This is a genomic window from Paenibacillus sp. FSL F4-0100 (genome assembly GCF_037993005.1).
Classification (GTDB): Bacteria; Bacillota; Bacilli; order Paenibacillales; family Paenibacillaceae; genus Paenibacillus_AQ.
The window spans coordinates 6,750,365-6,769,100 of sequence record NZ_CP150303.1 but is presented as its reverse complement, the minus strand read 5'-3'; the positions used below and the strand labels follow the sequence as shown (position 1 = coordinate 6,769,100).

Genomic DNA, 18,736 nt, shown 5'->3' with positions numbered 1-18,736 from the left:
TCAAGCATGAGAATCAATCAGCTAGGATCTTCGGAATTGTATGTAAGCGAAATCGGGCTGGGCTGTATGTCACTGGGTACAGATGAGGGACAAGCCGTAAAGCTTATCCACGAAGCGCTGGACCGGGGCGTGAATTTTCTGGATACGGCGGACCTGTACGACAAAGGCCGTAACGAGGAACTGGTAGGCATAGCGGTTCAAGGTCGGCGCGAGGATGTGATCATCGCCACCAAAGTCGGCAACCGTCGTGTACCGGGTAAGGATGGCTTGGTATGGGATCCTTCCAAGGACTACATCAAATCCGCTGTCAAGGATAGTCTTCGCAGACTCGGCACGGATTATATCGATCTGTATCAGCTTCATGGGGGGACGCTTGATGATCCGATTGACGAGACGATTGAAGCTTTTGAAGAGCTGAAGCGGGAAGGGTGGATTCGATACTACGGCATCTCGTCCATCCGGCCGAACGTCATCCGCGAGTATGTCGCAAAATCCAATATCGTCAGCGTCATGAGTCAGTACAGCATCTTGGACCGGAGACCGGAGGAAGAGGTGCTCGATCTCCTTGCTGAGAACGGAATATCCGCCATTGCACGGGGACCCGTTGCCCGCGGCATATTGTCGGACCGCGGACAAGCCAAAGCCGAGAAGGGCTATCTGGATTACAACAAAAATGAGCTGCTTGATATACTCAAGAGGCTTGAAGAGGTTGGCCCTGGCAAGGATCTGTCCCATTTGGCTATTCGATATGCTGTGGCCCATGCCGCTGTTGCCTGCACCTTCCCTGGAGCTAGCTCGCTTGAACAGCTGCTGCATAACTTGGCGGCGGGAAATAAGGAAGAGTTATCGCCGCAGGACATCCAATCGATCCAGGCGATCAGTCGCGCCAACCAATATGAGGCTCATCGGTAAGGATCGATGCGATAAGCACGTGAATGATCCATCCCGTTAATCTTTTGCGGCATGAAATATTTATGTCCTGAAGGTTTACGGATGAACCGCATCTTCGCATGTTATAATAACTGAATAAGAGCCTGACATCAGGTGAATATAGATCATGCCCGCAATCCGCTTAAAGGATCACGGGCTTTTTTGTACCTTATAAAATGAATTGATGTCAAAACGTTGGAAATGCCAAACTTTTTAAGACGATGGTTCGTTCCAAGTAACGTAAACCGCGCGGCTTATGCCATAATCGTTAATGGTGAAAGGATTCTAGAATGATTACCATTGAGCATTTATCAAAAACCTATCGCAAGGGTGCATGGGCGCTCTTGGATGTTTCTCTACAATTGGATACAGGCATGACCGGTCTGCTGGGCCCCAATGGCGCCGGCAAAACAACGCTGATGCGCATTCTGGCGACATTATTGTCGCCGACCTCCGGCCAGGTGAGAGTGAACGGGATATCGATTGGACGGCCGGAGGAGATTCGGCAGATGATCGGGTATTTGCCGCAGCATTTTCACATTTACCCGCAGCTTACCGGACGAGATTATCTGGATTATGTGGCGGCCATGAAAGGGATCAAGGAACGGAGTGCCAGACAGAAGGAAATCTCCAGGCTGCTCGAGATGGTTAATCTCCAGGGGAAGGCTGATAAAAAAGTACGTACTTACTCCGGGGGAATGAAGCAGCGGCTGGGTATTGCCCAAGCGTTATTGGGAACACCAGATATCTTGATCGTTGACGAACCGACATCCGGGCTGGATCCTCAGGAGCGTGTCCGGTTCCGCAATGTGTTAACCCGCTTTAGCATCGACCGGACGGTCCTGCTATCCACCCATATTGTCGCCGATATTGAGAGCAACTGCCGTCGTATCGCAGTCATGAACAAGGGGAGACTGTCCATGAACGGCAGTCTGGCTGAACTGCAGGCATGCGGGAAGGGACAAGTGTGGGAAGCGGTGATGAGTCCGGATGAATTTGCCTTGATTGATCCCATGTCCGTCGTGTCTACCCGAACCGTTCCGGAAGGCGTCCTGTGCCGGTTTATCGGCCAAACGGCCCCGGTTGCAGGGGCGTTTCCCGCGGATCCGACGCTGGAGGATGGATATCTGAGCCTGCTGCGGAGGGATCGTCATGCATAAATGGTGGAGGCATAGTCTCCTTGAGCTTAGGCTTTTGTTCGGTAATCCCTTGTTTGCCTCCCTTCCGATCATCTATGCGATTCTATTCATCATTATGATGCTGCAGGCGGCAAGCGGCAATGGACCGAACCATAATCTGTACACGGCGGCCTATTCATTCCACATGCTGGGTCATACGATGACCCTGGGTCCGGCTATGCTAATTGGCATCTTGTCTATTCGACGGGATGTTCGCCGTAGGTCCTTTGAATGGAATCACAGCTTGCCTGTGTCTTTCTTTACCTTGTTGTCGTCGAAATATGTGGTCAGTTTGTTGTACTTTTCCCTGTTCACGTTGTCGACGTCGGTTATATTCTATATCCTGTCGGTTAGCCAGGGGATAGCCGGTGATATTGCGATGATGCATACCATGCAATTTGCGGTGCAGTACGAGGTTTCCTATATGGTGACACTCGCGCTCGCCATGCTCCTTGGGGCAAGCATTCCGAACCGGATTGTTTATTTGATCGGTTTCTGTGCATGGATGTTTGGAACATTTTTCATGGAAATTTATATCATCACCGAATTAAGATGGATGCCGGCTCAAGTGTTTCACCTCAACCAATTCTTCCTTCAATCCAATCGCTTTGAATATGAGAATTGGGGGTACGGTCTGTTTAGGGAAGATTTAATGAGTTCCCGGTGGTTCGTGCTTGCCTTTACTTTCCTGCTGCTAACGGTGTGTTTGTTCTTGTTAAACCGTAAGCGGCCTACGATGCTGCGGAAAGCGGGATGGCTCGCCGTGCTGGGGGCTGCCGTATTGACGGTAGCCGCAGCCGTACCCTACGGCACACTATGGGCGGATCGATATGCCCAATTTGATGCGAAGCTGGGAGACCCCACGGTTTCTTATGTCGATGACCCTGACAATATATCCTTCTTTCATGTTTCTTCTTATGATATCAAGCTGAAACGACTGTCAAACGATGAGCTTCGCGTGACGGCGAAGCTAACGATACCCGCCTCCGAATTATCAGGCATGAGGCAGCTTCCCTTAACCCTGAACCGGATGTTCGAGCTTGAGCGTGTCCAACTCCAGGGCATTGACGCTCCCTATCGCAGACAGGGAGAGCGGATATCGGTAAGGATGGTTGGCGATGCCAAGGGAAGGGACATTCAAGCCGAGCTGGAATATAGAGGCAAGGTCATGGACTTTATGGCTGGGTACTCCCGTGAGGAATTTTCGGTTTACAGTGTGGGGCCCGAAGTTAAGCTGGATGGATATATCGCTTGGTATCCGCTTCCCGGTCATCAGCATGTATATTTAAAGAGTGATAACGGAGACGGTCCTCCGGAATACGTTTATTTAGGCTGGGAATTTGGCCGGATGCGTTATTCTTTCGGCGAGATGAAGCTGGAGGTCGAAGGTTATCCGGGACCCTTGTATACGGGGATGCAGGAGCTGGAACGAAGGCCCGGCTACCAGCGGTTCGAGGGTAGGGAGATCGAGCAGAATATCTCCCTGTACGGAGGTCAGTTTTGGAAGGAAATCCACCAGGTTGATCTCCCGATCACAATCGTGACAACGCCATATCTGGAGAAAACATCCGTATCGATGCTGCAGGATATGAAAAAGAAGTATGACTATTTTTCCAAGTGGGTACCCGAGTTCAAAAGCAACGTCGACAAGATTTTATATTTGGGTCACGGTTTTAATAATCCCCGGGTGCACCATCGTCTGATTCTGTCCTCGAACCAGTACACATATAACTTCATGAATCTGCCTGGCGAATGGATGAACTCCGTTCTGTTCGGCAACCAGGAGGGGTTCAATTATTATTTTGAGCATCCAGAGCAGGATGTGCGCGGCAAGATCAGCAGTCTTTTCTGGTATGTGTATTACGTGGAGGAGAAAGGGCTTAGTGATAAACAACTGAGATCCGCATACGGAAACCTTCGGTCGGTACAGCAACTGTTGTTCAAGAATGGGGACGGGGATGATCCTCAAAATAAATTAGGCATGGGTATGGCTAAGCAAGTCAGAAGGGCGTTGGAAGAAGGCAGAGGGAATCAGGTCAAAGAGCTGCTGGTTCATTTTTACCAACAAGGGCTGATGCTTCCCGATACCGAACGAAATTCGTACTTAAGCCCGGAGAGCCCGATTACGTATAAAGAGTGGCAGCAAAAATGGGATGCCATGATGAATGTCAAATAATGACGACTATGCACCTGCACACGGTCGGTTATAATTGAGAAATAGATATAGTGGGAAGATTAGAATGCACATAGAAAGGGGGGGAAGGCATGATTTCCGATCAGCAGCTGTCCGAACGCATGGCTGCCGGCGACCAGGAAGCGTTTGAAATGTTGGTGACGAGGTACCATGGTCCGCTGCTCAGTTATACGACCCAGAGGCTGGCCGATAGGCAAAAAGCCCAGGATATCGTTCAGGAAACGTTTATCCGGCTCATTCGGCATCTGAAGCAGCACGGCACGCTGGAACATGTTCGCTCCTGGCTTTACCGCGTGGCTCTGAATATGTGCAAGGATTATTGGAAAAGCGCATCTTATAGGTCTGAAGGTCTTGCGGGTGAGGAGATGCCGGATGCATACGACCCTGCACCCGGCGCGGAGGAACTTGTGGAAAGACAGGAAACCTCACTGGAGATTGCAGCATCTCTGGAGAGCCTGCCCGATATACAACAGGAAGTCATATCTCTTCGATTCTTTCATGATCTGAAGCTGCAGGAAATCGCCGACCTGGTCGACCTCCCCCTAAGTACGGTGAAAACGCATTTATATAACGGCTTGAGAAAGCTGAAGAAAACATTATCGATGGAGCATTCCGATTTGGTTCCCGTCCGTTCGTCCCGAAGGACACGGGAGAAAAGCCCTCAGGAACAGGTTCGGAACCGCTCCAAGTCGGAAGAATCGGATTCGCAGAGCAAAGTAAAAGAAAGTGAGGTGTACCTCCATGGATCATCCATTCGATAATGAATTGAGAAGACTTGAAGACGAGCTTCGTGGCCCGCTCAGACGCGCTGCTCTTCCATCGCCGTCACCGGATGAGACGGCGCAGCTCATTGCGTCTCTTCAGGGAGAGTTCAATCAGCTCAGGATTGAGCCCGAGTCCCCCAAGCTGGATTTTAATCCGCAGGTCGACCCGCCCTCATTAAAACAGATTCTTCGGAGTCAGATCCGATTGAACCAAAGATCCATTCTGCTCACAGCAGGCGCGGTATTCTGCATGTTGGTTCTACTGATCGATCCGGAGTATCCACTGGATCAGTTTGCCGGATTGCCCGGCGGCATTTTCCCGTTGATCACCCCTTTGCTGCTGATTGTATCGATGCTGTTCAGCAGCCGAACCTGGGATAAAGGAATGCGGGCTGTGGAGACCCTAACTCCATATCCACCGGCGCTTGTGTTGTATACCCGTCTGCTGCTTGTGACTGGCATCGTCATCGGAATGGCCTTGCTGAGTACCCTCGCGCTCGGGCTGCGATCCATCCAGGCGGAAAGCTCTCGCTTTTTATTCGGACCCTTTATTCTGGAGTGGATGGGAATTCTGCTGGTGACGGGAGGGGCTGCGATGTATATGCTGTTTCGCAAAGGCATGGTTGTCTCACTGATCTCGGCCGTCCTGGTCTACGGAATGTGGATCGTAATTCAGGGACAAATCGTGGATCACGGCGTTTCGATGAGCGGTAAAATGATGACGGACGTGGCCTTGCTTGTTATCGGAGTGATTCTGCTCGTCTCTTCCTACGGACGCAGCTTGAAGCTGAACGGAGCTTGGAGAATGGCGAATGATTAGGCTTGAAGGACTGGAACGCCAAGCGGGTACGTACCGGCTTGAAATCGACAAAGCGGAGATTCACTCCGGCCTGAACCTTATCGTCGGGGCGAACGGGGCTGGGAAAACCACCCTGATTGAGCTGTTGACCACGCTCCAGGCACCCGATGCAGGCGAAATTCTGTACAGCGGGCGCAGGGCAGGAGATCATTTGCCGTTGATCCGCAGTCAAATCGGATATGTTCCGGCGGATATCGAGCTGTATGGGGATATGAAGGTCGGCAAGCTGCTGACCTATATGGCAGAATTAAAGGGCATCTATAACCCTGAGGCCATTGACAGGCTGATGACGGACTTTCGATTGGAGCCCTTCCGCAAGAGCAAGGTCAAGAATTTGTCACAAGGGGTGCAGCGGCGCATTGCCGTCGTGCAGGCGCTGCTGGCTTCACCTTCTTTTCTATTCCTCGATGAGCCTTTAAACGGCATGGACGCTGAGGAACGCAAATTCCTTATCACGTATTTGACTAAATACGCCAGAGGCCGAATGGTGATCGTGGCCGCCCATGAGCTGAACGAGTGGGAAGAGGCGGTAGATACCGTGATATGGATACACCGCGGTCGCATCCGGTATATCGGTTCACCGACCCAGTGGAAACTGAATGTGGCCTCCAGCTCCAGCGTCTGGGAAGGCGAAATCGATCTGGAAGCCTTCGAGCGGATACCGCAGGAGCTGCTGATTCATTTTCAAATGACGGAACATCATATGAGAGTAAGGCTGATGGGGAAAAAGCAGCCGGGTCCCGAATTTGTGGAGAAGGCGCCTACGCTGGAGGATACCTTTTTCCTACATATGAACGCTTTAGCTAGACGCGGCTGAAAATAGTTTGGATCTTGGGAAATCATCGCCCTTATTATGGGCGATGATTTTTGCGTTTCGTCCGTTGGAAAGAAAGCGCCTACTTGGTCGTGTTTCCTTTCCTATGCCTCCAATTATAGATCCACGAGGCAACCATGGTGGAAGGCAAAAACATAATTTGCGTGTTGTAGTGTAGCTGTTCTTCTTGAAACGACATCTTGTTGTAATACGTTTCCTGATCGACCCCTCGCTTCCGGGGATCATTCTTTAACGCTGCAATATAGCGGTACTGCACGGGAATCATAAACAGGAATCCGGCGACTAGAACACTTCCAACAATCCACCACTCAGAATTCATAAGTACACCCTCCTAAAGATTATCGTTTATGGAAAATCATATTAATATTTAATACGTATTTAACCTCGGTAAGGATTCAACTTTTTATATTAACGATGCTCACTTTATTTATCGAAAGCCAATCATCCCTTTCGGAACAGGGTAAGGAAGGGTAGGCACGGTATGCGTATAGGTTGAACAGCGGCGTAATCGTGGCCTGCATGCAGGATTTCGAAGGGAGCGAGAGGAATGGGGAGCATAGGGATTCAAGGGATAGAGAAAGTAGCGTTGGTGACAGGCGCTGGAGCTGGAATTGGACGGGGGATTGCCAAGGTTTTGGCTGAAAAAGGATATCGGCTGGCGATGACCTACCATTCGAGTAAAGATGGAATAGTGGACATAGCAGAGGATATTCGTCATATCTATGGCAAGACGCCTCTTATTATTCAAAGCGATTTGACCGTTCGCAGTGAAGCGGAGAATACGATACGAAAGACGATAGAGGAATTTGGCCGGATCGATCTGTTGGTGAACAATGCGGGGATCGGCCTATATGACGAGCTCACGGAGCTTGAAGAGGACGCGCTGGACATGACGGTTCATCTCGATTTTCGAGCACCAATGCTGCTTAGCAAATATGCTGTCCGGGAGATGATCGCCCAGGGAATTCCGGGAAATATCATCTTCATCACGTCCTCCCGGGGAGAGAGAGCCTATCCCAAGGATAGCATTTACGGCGGCATGAAGGCAGCGCTTATACGTGCTGCACAATCGCTAGCGCTCGAGTGGGCTCCGCATGGCATCCGCGTAAACTGCGTGGCACCGGGAGCGACTGTTCACAAGCCGGACCAATCGGCAGAGGACGAACCGCTCGGCAGAAAAATCCCGCTGGGAAGGTTGGGCACGCCGTCGGACATCGGGGAAGCGATTGCTTGGCTCTGCTCAGATGCGGCATCCTACATTACCGGGATCAATCTCCGTATAGACGGCGGTTTAATCTTGCCGGGCATGCCGGAGGATACGTCCCCGGAAGCCGGATATGGATGGGGCAGGGTGTATGTAGCGGATGAGGAATAAGATGGTTTCCAGCTGCATGCAGAATAATTTATAATATTCCGATGAAATTAGTTGGTTATAACTCTTTTCAAATGCGGGAAAGTATGAGAGAATGGGAGAAATTATGAAGCCATAATACTTTCCATATGAAGAAAAGGGAGGAAACACCCATGTCAGAAGAACGCCAATTTTCCATTGAAACCTTAGCGGTTCACGCCGGTCAGGAGCTTGATCCGACCACATTATCCCGCGCAGTCCCTCTATATCAGACGACTTCCTACGGGTTTAAAGACAGTGAGCACGCAGCGAATCTGTTTGCGCTTAAAGAATTCGGCAACATTTACACGCGTATCATGAACCCAACCACGGATGTGTTTGAGAAGCGGATTGCAGCGCTTGAAGGCGGTGCCGGTGCACTGGCGACATCTTCCGGGCAGGCAGCCATCACCTTCTCCATTCTCAACATTGCGGGCGCAGGTGATGAAATTGTTTCTTCCTCGAGCTTGTATGGCGGTACTTATAATTTATTTTCCAATACGCTTGCGAAGCTGGGCATCAAGGTGCATTTCGTGGATTCCACGGACCCGGAAAATTTCCGAAAAGCGATCAATGACAAGACAAAGGCCGTGTTTGCCGAAACGATCGGCAATCCGCAGGGCAATGTGCTGGATGTGGAAGCTGTTGCGGCCATCGCGCATGAGAACGGCATTCCGCTTATCGTAGACAACACCTTTCCAAGCCCGTATTTGCTGCGACCGATAGAATATGGAGCAGATATCGTCGTTCATTCTGCGACCAAATTCATCGGCGGTCACGGGACCTCCATCGGCGGGGTTATTGTTGATAGCGGTAAATTCGATTGGACGGCAAACAATAAGTTCCCTGGATTGACGGAGCCGGATCCAAGCTATCATGGCGTTGTGTATACGGAGGCAGTAGGCCCGATTGCTTATATTATCAAAGCGCGCGTACAGCTGCTGCGGGATATTGGCGCATCGCTGTCTCCGTTTAATTCCTGGCTGCTGCTGCAAGGGCTGGAAACGCTGCATCTTCGCGTTGAGCGCCATAGCGAGAATGCGCTGAAGGTTGCCAAGTATTTGGAGAGTCACGAGGCTGTGGAATGGGTGAGCTATGCAGGGCTGCCGAGTCACCCTTCGCATGAGCTGGCGAAGAAGTACCTGCCGAAGGGCCAAGGCGCTATCCTGACCTTCGGCATCAAAGGCGGGGCAGCGGCAGGTCAGAAGGTGATCGAGAATGTGAAGCTGTTCTCCCACTTGGCTAACGTTGGGGATTCCAAGTCGCTTATCATTCATCCGGCCAGCACGACGCATCAGCAGATGACGGAAGACGAGCAGCTTACGGCGGGCGTAAATCCGGAATTGCTGCGTCTGTCGATCGGGACCGAGTCTATCGATGATATCCTATACGATCTGGAACAAGCTATTGCGGCAAGTCAGAAGTAAAGCTGTTATATATAGTTTTAATGACTTAGATATAGGGCACTTTCCTTTTTGGAGGAAGGTGCCTTTTGTTGTTTTACTCTGAGCGACTTGCCAGATGGGGTTAATCTCTCCTTACAGCTTGTAATAATCTGTTTCAGCCTAGAAGCAAGGCTCCTGTTTCTACTCTATTTGTTAGGGTACGTGGGAAGAAGGTTGGATGGACGTTTTCCGAATATCTTCATTAAGTAGGACTATTTTCATAGTTCAGAAACAGGTCGGATCCTGTCGGATCCTGTAGCTGATCGGCTGTTTTCGAGTTGAATAACTTGGCGACAAAAAAGTATAAATGAAAAATCTTAATAGATATTGACAATAAAATACATCTATGGGAGTATGAATTACATATATTAGTCATTTTATTATTTTAAGGCAAACTAATATAATGCTTCATCATTTTACAAAAAATTAACAAAAAAGAAAGAAGTGAGTATTGATTTGGGTAGCAAGGAACTGGAATTGAGTATCCCGCCTATTGTCGGATATCAGTATCTGGCATATCCCTTATGTACGGTACTTACACGAAATGAAGCGCTGCCTTGGTTTTACAGCAATTTCATTCACCTCTATTGTCATCAGGATTTTGACGGAGAGACCGCTTCACGCTCAGTGCCTATGACCTTTTACGGTGAAGATTTTATCCGCTGTCCATGGCTGATCACGCAAAAGCTGGAGCGCGATTACGTGCTCGATTCACCGCCTGGAATCATCGAATTTCTGATAAACAGTATCCGTTCAAACTATACGATCTCTCTTCATGTGGATGAGTTCTATATCCCTCGTAGACGAGTTTATCAACATACTCATTATGCTCACGATATTCTGGTTTACGGTTACGATGATGCGAGAAGGACGTTTCTTGTTCTCGGCTACGATGAAGAAATGCAGTTTCAGAAGACCGTGGTGCCGTACCATGAAATGGAGCAAGGGTTCCAAAACCTCGAATGGACGGACAACTATGAAGAACAAATCTACCTTTACAAGTTCAATAAATCGGGAAGCTACTGGCTAGATGCAGCGTTTATCAAAGAATCCCTGGAACAATATTTGGCGGGCAGCAATATTTCCTTGCGCAACCGGGGAACGGCGAATCCACTGGAGGCGGCATTCGGTGTCGATGTTTATGCTGCACTAATTCGCAATATGCCCGTACTTGTTCGTAAACGTGATATCCGGCCCATCCACATTCTGTGGGAACACAAGAAAATGATGGGGCTGCGGATCCAGTATTTATGTAATCAGGGACTTCTTTCACCGGATTTTACAGAATGCTTCCGGCCAATAGAAGAGCAGGCATATGCTTTGCGTCATTTGTTGATGAAATACGCCTTAACCGGAGACGAATGCATGTTGAAGCAAGGATTGAGCGAGATGACTCACATCATGGAAAGTGAAAAACGAATACTGGGAACCGTTTTGAATGCACTGGACCCTCGGGTGGTTTCCTAGTATCCGTAACTTATTCCGATTGGAGGTTATTTCTATGGAGGCATGCCAACTCTATCCACTGACACATCCGCAAAAACGAATTTGGTATGTAGAAAATATATACTCGGGTACGAGCATACATAACATCGGAGGACTCATCAAAATTTACGGCCCCGTCGATTTTTCCTTGCTGGAGGAAGCCATTAATCATTTCATTCGGCTCAATGATGCCGTCCGTATGCGGTTAGTCGAACAGGACGGTTCGGTGCAGCAGACGGTGATGGAATACCGCAGGAAAACGTTCCCGTTTATCGATTTTATGGCCCAAGAGTCGGGTGTGGATGCCTGGGTGAGTGCCGAGTTTTCCAAACCGCTCCCACTGGATGGAGAACAATTGTATGATTTTGTACTTGTTAGAATCAGCGACACAGAAAGCGCGTATCTTACGAAATTCCACCATATTATTTCGGACGGCTGGTCTTTTCAATTGATGACAACGCACATCAATCAGATTTATACGCAATTGATGCAGGGGGAGGAAGTTCCTCAGGAACCCCGACCTACCTACCTGGATTACATTGAACAAGAGCAAAAGTATTTATCATCCCCTCGTTTTATGAAAAATCAAAGCTATTGGAATCAGAAATTTGATCACATCCATGACATTGATTTGCATACTACATCAATCGGCATCGCAGGCAACCGCAAAAAGTTCTTAGTAAGCCAGTCTGCTTCCGATGCCATCCGCGACTTTGCACAAACCCATCGTATTTCGTTGAATACCTTTTTTGTAGCAACGATGCTCCTTTATCTCCACAAAGCGAATCAACAAAACCGTCTCCTGATAGGCACTCCTGTATTGAATCGTACGGGGGCCAAAGAAAAAAATACATTTGGTATGTTTACCAGCACGATGCCCTTTCTCATTGACATCAAGCATGAGATGTCCTTCTCATCGTTCATACATAACGTCAACCAAGAACTCATTCAATGCTATTTCCATCAGAAATATCCTTACAACTTGCTCGTACAGGATCTTCAGCTTCAGCAGCGGGGATTGGACCAATTATTTCAAGTGTGCGTGAACTATTATAATACGGCATTCGACCGGAACTTCGGTCCTGGTTGGAAAATGCAGCAAATTGAAGTGAATAACGGCAACCAGCTGTATTCCTTGCAGCTCATCGTAACCGAATGGTCATCGAATGAAGAACTGGAGCTGTACTTCGATTATAAAGAAGGCGACTACACGGAGAAGCAAATCGATGAACTACATAGTCGTCTTCTATATTTAACCGATCAAGTCCTGAGCCGTCCCGATGCCGCACTTCATGATTTGCAGCTGCTTCTGCCGGAAGAGCGTACGAAGCTTCTATATACGTACAACACAACAGATTGCGAATATCCCTCGCATCAAACGATCTTGCAGCTGTTCGAAGAACAAGTCGAGCGGAATTCTGAACGCATTGCTGTTTCATGCATGGGACAATCGCTTACTTACGGCGAACTGAATGAACGCGCCAATCGGCTCGCACGAACACTGCTGGAGAGAGGGATAAGCCCTCACACCCCGGCAGCTATCATGGGCCGCCACTCTCTGTCCATCGTTGTCGGGATCTGGGCGGTAATCAAGGCTGGAATGGCATATCTGCCGATTGATCCCGAATATCCCAAAGAACGGATCGAGTATATTCTGAGGGATAGCGGAGCTTCCCTGCTGCTGACTCATGGCAAGGAATGGGAGCAGCTTTCTTACAACGGTGAGGTTCTTGCACTCGATGATGAACGTCTGTACAACAAGGACGGGCATAATTTGCCTGCTATGATTACGCCAGATGATTTGGTCTATATCATCTATACCTCAGGATCAACAGGCAATCCCAAAGGTGCGATGATCGAACACAGGGGACTGGTGAACTACATCTGGTGGGCCGGCAAGACGTATATCCGCTCGCAAAATGATGTATTTGCGCTGTACTCTTCCATTGCTTTCGATCTGACCGTGACCTCTATCTTTACGCCGTTAATTAGCGGCAGCCGTATCGAAATCTACGAAGATGACGGGAGCGACTTTATAGTTAAACGTATTGTGGAAGACAACAAGGCCACAGTTATCAAGCTGACGCCGGCTCATCTGGCACTCATCAGAGACATGGATTTCAGCCAATATACGGTTCGGACATTCATTGTGGGCGGTGAAGATTTGAAATGCTCGCTGGCTCGTGACATCCATGAACACAGTCGGGGCGGGATTGAAATCCTCAATGAGTACGGACCGACCGAGACCGTAGTCGGCTGCATGATTTACCGGTATGATCCGGCGAGCGACGAAGGGGTATCCGTTCCGATCGGACAGCCCATTGACAATGTGCAGATTTATTTGCTGGATCGGCAGCTGGAGCCGGTCCCAGACGGATCGATCGGCGAAATATATATATCCGGGGCCGGAGTGGCCCGGGGTTACTTGCACAGGGAGGAGCTGACTCAAGACCGGTTTCTGCCCAACCCATTCCTTACGGGCAATAGGATGTATCGGACGGGCGACTTGGCCGTACGCCACGATAGTGGCAGCATCGTATATTTAGGCCGGATCGATCATCAGGTCAAAATTAAAGGGTACCGCATTGAAATGGGAGAAATCGAGCATCAGCTGCTTGAAATGAACGGCATTGAAGAAGCCGTCGTCATTGACCGCATCGGAGAAGACGGACAGCAGCAGCTTGCTGCTTATTACGTCGCAACGGGACATCTTACGGCTCTGGAGCTGAGGATGAAGCTAGCAGAGATACTGCCGTCGTATATGATACCGGCTTACTTTGTCCGTCTTGATCAATTGCCGCTTACTCCGAACGGTAAAGTGGACCGGCGCCTTCTGCCGGCTCCGGAACAGTACCTCGAAACAAGTGAGACCGGAAGGACCAGTCAAGTTGAAGCGCTGTTAATGAATATATTCAAGGATGTACTCCGCAGGGATGAAATAACGGTTCAGGATAATTTTTACCGGCTCGGCGGTGACTCTATCAAGGCAATACAAATTGTATCTAAAATCAAGGCGGCCGGTTATCAGCTAAAGGTGCAGCAAATTATGAGTTATCCCGTTATCCGAGAACTGGCTGCGTTTATTGAGCTAAACACGGCTGCTCCGATCGAGCAGGGGCCGAGTTACGGGGAAGTTAAGCCACTGCCGATTACATCATGGTTTTTTTCACAACAATGGAACAATCCTCATTACTACGCGCAGTCTGTATTGCTTCGCCTAACTCCGGCAATAACAACAGATCAGCTTCACGATGCGTTATTTGCATTAATCGGCCACCATGACGCCTTGAGACTGCAGGCTGTTGAAACTCAAGGGCGCATGGTGTACCGGACGGTCGGACGCGGGGACGTAGAGCTTGCCCGCTTCGATCTGACCAGCTTTCCGGAGGAAGAGCGGGCTGCGGCTCTGAAGAAACAAGCCGAATCTTTCAAAGCAAGTGTACGGCTCGGACAGGGCCTTCTATTCAAAGCTCTTACATTTGATGAAGGAGATCAGGGACAGCGTCTCTTGCTGACAGCACATCATTTGATTGTAGATGGAGTCTCCTGGCGAATTATGCTGGAAGACTTGGATCGGCTGCTGCAAGCGGTTTTGACCGGCTCGGTTTGGACCCTGCCGAATAAGACGCACTCCATTCAAACTTGGTCAGATGCTATTGATGCTTACGGCTCCGAGAAGGCGCTGGAACACCTTGACTACTGGTATTCGGTCTTAGAGAACGTAGAAGACAGCCTGGATGCTGATTACCCTTCGAATGACGACCGGATTGCCGTATGCGGCACGCTGGTCCGGGAGCTCTCAGAGCAGGAGACGAGCAGGCTGCTGGGGGAGGCGAATACCGCTTTCCGAACTCAAACGAGCGATTTGCTGATCGCCTCGCTGGCCATGGCCGTGAGCGAAATTACCGGCAAGAAGAAAATCACGATCGAATTAGAGGGACATGGACGCGAAGAGCTGTTCGAGAACATGGATGTATCCAGAACCATCGGGTGGTTCACTTCGCTGTATCCCGTTAATCTCCAGATGACTGAAACCAGAACAGCGGAAATCATCAAGAGCATAAAGGGCCAGCTTCGCTCCATTCCAAACAAAGGAGTCGACTATGGTATCTTGGCATACGGTTCCGGCAGCATTCCGAAGACGGGATGCAACCTGCTCCGTTTCAATTATATGGGCGAAATCGATAATCATTTACACAGCCCTGTGCTCGCCATTGCCGGGGACGATACCGGAAGAGATACATGCCCGAGCAACAGGTTGTCCTGTCTGGTCGATGTGGTAGCTATGATTACAGATAGGAGGCTCCAGGTCCGCATGACATACAGTAAGGCTATGTTCAGCCGGGATACAATGGACGCGTTTATCCAAGTTTTTATGCAGCGGCTGGCTGAAGTTATTCAGTTAGGCTCAGACAGGGGACAGACTGATTTTACGCCCTCTGATTTTGAGACTGTCAAGCTCGCACAAGAAGAACTTGACGTACTCTTCAATTCATAAAGGGGCGGACAATCGTGGTAAAGAAACTTGTTTTCTACGTACTGATGATACTGCTGCTAGTCAGTCCACCAGCTGCAGCCGCCGAAGGCGGAGCCCCTTCTACGCAAAAACAGCCGAATATAGATGAGATTGCCATCGACCAATTCGTGCAGGCACAACTGGTGAAGGCGCAAAGCCCGGGAGCCGCAGTTGTAGTTGTAAGCGGGGATCAGGTGGTTTATACGAAGGGATTCGGGCTAGCCGATAGTGCATTGGGGATTCCGGCAACAAACACTACATTATTTGAATTGGGATCGACTTCCAAAGCATTCACAGGCCTGGCCTTGTTAGAACTGGAGCGTGAAGATGCGCTTAGCCTTGACGATCCGGTCACCCACTATATTCCGTGGCTCTCGCTTATCTATCAAGGGCAGCCGGCCAAGGTGACGCTGGCCCAACTGCTGCACCATACGAGTGGCGTGCCTTTCGCTTCGCTAGCTTCCATCCCGATCAGTTCCGAAGAGCAGGCATTGGAACTGACTGTACGGGCATTATCGGGTACGGCGCTGGACGCCCCTCCCGGAGATAAGTATCAATATGCCACCATTAATTATGATGTTCTGGGGCTGGTCATCCAGGAAGTATCCGGTATGTCGTATGAGGATTACATGTCGGGGTTGCTGCAGCGGCTTGGTATGAATAACACGGTGCCTGCGGCCCAGCTGAAGGACCCACAGCGGCTCGCCAGGGGATATAAGATTGGATTCGGTTCGCCTCGTCTATATGAAGCGCCCGATTACAGGGGAAACACGCCCGCCGGTTACTTAATCTCCAGTGCTGACGATATTGGACAGTGGCTGCTGCTCCAGCTCGGGACGAAGAGTATCTCCGAGCCGGACCGGATCATCATCGAACGTTCCCATATACCCGATACGAGCGTAGGGCCGGACGCCAACGGAACCTACTATGCCTCGGGGTGGTTTGTAACGCCGGACGGCAAAGAACTCTCGCACCAAGGCTCTAATCCCAATTTCTCGTCCTATTTCATCATTCGTCCGCAAGAGCAGCTCGGCGTAGGAGTACTCGCCAACATCAACTCAGCCTATACGTTTCATATCGGCCAAGGTCTGATGAGCCTGCTGCGGGAGCAAGAGCTTCCACCCCCTGAAGCGGATTTCTATCCGCAGCTTGATCGGATTGCGATGATCTCGCTTAGTCTCATCAGCATTTTCATGATTGTACTGGCAGGTAAGGCCATCGGTATTCCCGGACAATTACGTCGTCAGCGGCGCATTTTCGTTCCGCCCCAAGGAAGAAGGCTCATCGGCCTTGGAGCTGCGCTTGTGCTGACCGGAGTCTGCTTGTGGGGGATCGGTCTGCTGCTCGAGGCTGCATTTGCAGGTCTTCCGCTTGCTGTAGTCGCAGTATGGTCGCCTTCCACGATCATCTGGCTCGTCTATGCACTCTATCTATTCGTCGGAATCGCGTTCCTGTTCTTTCTTGCAGTCTGGTTGTTTCCATCCGTGAAACGACGTTCCGGGCTGATTCTTCCAGCTCCTGCAGAGGAGGTGATCTAAATGAAATGCAAGCTGTTCTGCCTGCCCTACGCCGGAGGTTCCGCTACCAACTATATGAGATGGAAACGCCATTTGCACGGCCATATTGAACTGCATCCCGTTGAACTGGCTGGCAGGGGAAGAAGATTACTCGAACCTCATTACGGCAGCATGGACGAAATGATTGAGGATTTATACGGATATTTGGAACCGCAACTGGACGAAGCTGATTTTGCTTTCTTCGGCCATAGCATGGGAGCCCTCGTCGCTTACGAACTGGCGCACGCCGTAAGGAAGAAGAAGGGGCGCGAACCCATCCATTTATTCGTCTCGGGGACCTATCCCCCTCACGCCCGCCGGAATCTTACACTGCATCTGCTATCTGATGCAAGGCTGCAGCAAGAAATTAAGCTGCTTGGCGGAACCGAGGATGAAGTGTTTGAACGTGAGGAGCTGCTGAGACTGTTTTTGCCAGGTCTGCGGAGAGATCTGGAACTGGTGGAAACGCATTGCTTTAAGAGCAGAGAGGAGCTTATTCCCTGTGATATATCCGTGCTTAACGGAAAAGAGGATAAAGCGACAGAAGGCATCAATCTGATGGAGTGGTCCGCATATGGCAGCCGAGACTGTCAACTTTATGAATTCGAAGGAGGTCACTTCTTCATAAACGAACATACCGAGCAAGTAGTGTCGCTCATCAACGATGTGCTAAGCAGCTCTGTTGAGCTAATGTCCACCAAAAAGGAGTCGTGAATTCATGATACGAACCGTCGGAGTAGTCGGTGCGGGTGTAATGGGCAGTGACGTTGCTTTGGATCTGGCTTGCTATGGATACGAAGTGGTGCTCAAAGATATTAACGAAGATGTCTTGCATCAAGCTAAGGAGAAAATTAAGACAGATTTCCGGCTATTAAAGCTGGTCAAGCCTCAGGCGAAACAGCTTACCGTGGAGGACCTTCTGTCCCGGATTACCTTTACCACGGCTTATGATGACTTCGCACGCGTCCAGTTTGTTATTGAGAACGTGACAGAAGAATGGGAACTGAAAAAGGCGGTGTTTACGGAACTGTCCGAGGTGTGCGCCTTACAAACCACTTATGCCGTTAACACAAGCTGCATTTCCATTACGAAGATTGGCTCGTTAATGCCAAGACCGGAGAATGTCATCGGCATGCATTTCATGAACCCCGTCCCGATGAAGGAACTGGTCGAAGTCATCCGGGGCGAGCATACATCGGACGAGACCGTTGCCTGCGGGGAGGAGTTTTTAAAATCGTTCGATAAAGTCCCGGTAGTGGTTAATGATTTTCCCGGTTTCGTAACGAATCGAGTCCTCATGCTGACGATTAACGAATGCGTTTGGACCGTGCAGGATGGAGTCGCAGAGCCGAAGGATGTTGATAAGATTTTCCGCCTGGGCTTCGGCCACAAAATGGGGCCGCTTGCTACATGTGATCTGATCGGTCTGGACACCATTCTTAATTCGCTGCTAGTTCTGCAGGACAGCTACAAGGATCCGAAGTTTCGGCCCTGCCCGCTGCTCGTCAAGATGGTGGATGCCGGTTACCTGGGCAAAAAATCAGGAAAAGGATTTTTCGATTACAGCAAGTAGGGAGGGATAAC

The 18,736-nt window shown here is 49.9% G+C and carries 14 protein-coding genes; 13 read left to right on the top strand and 1 reads right to left on the bottom strand.

What is annotated here, in order from left to right:
• Positions 1 to 6 precede the first annotated feature (6 nt).
• The 6 genes from MHH48_RS30795 (at position 7) to MHH48_RS30770 (ending at position 6,742) form a co-directional block, all read left to right on the top strand.
• On the top strand, positions 7 to 912 hold the full coding sequence (locus MHH48_RS30795; protein WP_076325371.1) for an aldo/keto reductase: 906 nt from the start codon (positions 7 to 9) through the stop codon (positions 910 to 912).
• A gap of 308 nt (positions 913 to 1,220) precedes the next feature.
• Positions 1,221 to 2,090: an ABC transporter ATP-binding protein gene (locus MHH48_RS30790; RefSeq protein WP_076325372.1), complete on the top strand. Its 870-nt coding sequence runs from the start codon at positions 1,221 to 1,223 to the stop codon at positions 2,088 to 2,090.
• Entirely contained in the window at positions 2,083 to 4,284 is a 2,202-nt protein-coding gene (locus MHH48_RS30785; RefSeq protein ID WP_076325373.1) for a hypothetical protein, read from the top strand. Before MHH48_RS30790 ends, MHH48_RS30785 begins: the two co-directional genes overlap by 8 nt.
• Positions 4,285 to 4,373: 89 nt before the next feature.
• Entirely contained in the window at positions 4,374 to 5,063 is a 690-nt protein-coding gene (locus MHH48_RS30780; protein WP_076325374.1) for an RNA polymerase sigma factor, read from the top strand.
• Entirely contained in the window at positions 5,044 to 5,886 is an 843-nt protein-coding gene (locus MHH48_RS30775; RefSeq protein ID WP_076325375.1) for a hypothetical protein, read from the top strand. The genes MHH48_RS30780 and MHH48_RS30775 overlap by 20 nt, the downstream gene beginning before the upstream one ends.
• Positions 5,879 to 6,742, top strand: a complete 864-nt coding sequence (locus MHH48_RS30770) for an ABC transporter ATP-binding protein (protein ID WP_076325376.1) — start codon at positions 5,879 to 5,881, stop codon at positions 6,740 to 6,742. Before MHH48_RS30775 ends, MHH48_RS30770 begins: the two co-directional genes overlap by 8 nt.
• A gap of 79 nt (positions 6,743 to 6,821) precedes the next feature.
• Here MHH48_RS30770 and MHH48_RS30765 read toward each other — a convergent pair whose 3' ends face one another.
• Positions 6,822 to 7,079, bottom strand: coding sequence for a DUF3949 domain-containing protein (locus tag MHH48_RS30765; RefSeq protein WP_076325377.1), 258 nt, complete (start codon positions 7,077 to 7,079; stop codon positions 6,822 to 6,824).
• A 228-nt stretch (positions 7,080 to 7,307) separates the two neighbouring features.
• Between MHH48_RS30765 and MHH48_RS30760 the strand changes: the two genes are divergently transcribed.
• From MHH48_RS30760 to MHH48_RS30730, 7 genes are all read left to right on the top strand, one after another.
• Positions 7,308 to 8,135 carry an SDR family oxidoreductase gene (locus tag MHH48_RS30760; protein WP_076325378.1) on the top strand — a complete coding sequence of 276 codons (828 nt, stop codon included), beginning with the start codon at positions 7,308 to 7,310 and terminating at the stop codon, positions 8,133 to 8,135.
• Between the two features lie 149 nt (positions 8,136 to 8,284).
• On the top strand, positions 8,285 to 9,577 hold the full coding sequence (locus tag MHH48_RS30755) for a homocysteine synthase (protein WP_076325379.1): 1,293 nt from the start codon (positions 8,285 to 8,287) through the stop codon (positions 9,575 to 9,577).
• Between the two features lie 474 nt (positions 9,578 to 10,051).
• Positions 10,052 to 11,062, top strand: a complete 1,011-nt coding sequence (locus MHH48_RS30750; protein ID WP_076325380.1) for a hypothetical protein — start codon at positions 10,052 to 10,054, stop codon at positions 11,060 to 11,062.
• A gap of 34 nt (positions 11,063 to 11,096) precedes the next feature.
• Entirely contained in the window at positions 11,097 to 15,578 is a 4,482-nt protein-coding gene (locus MHH48_RS30745; RefSeq protein ID WP_076325381.1) for a non-ribosomal peptide synthetase, read from the top strand.
• A gap of 14 nt (positions 15,579 to 15,592) precedes the next feature.
• Positions 15,593 to 17,134, top strand: a complete 1,542-nt coding sequence (locus MHH48_RS30740; protein WP_076325382.1) for a serine hydrolase domain-containing protein — start codon at positions 15,593 to 15,595, stop codon at positions 17,132 to 17,134.
• On the top strand, positions 17,135 to 17,866 hold the full coding sequence (locus MHH48_RS30735) for an alpha/beta fold hydrolase (protein ID WP_076325383.1): 732 nt from the start codon (positions 17,135 to 17,137) through the stop codon (positions 17,864 to 17,866). It abuts the gene before it with no gap.
• A gap of 4 nt (positions 17,867 to 17,870) precedes the next feature.
• Entirely contained in the window at positions 17,871 to 18,725 is an 855-nt protein-coding gene (locus MHH48_RS30730; protein WP_076325384.1) for a 3-hydroxyacyl-CoA dehydrogenase family protein, read from the top strand.
• Positions 18,726 to 18,736: the final 11 nt, after the last annotated feature.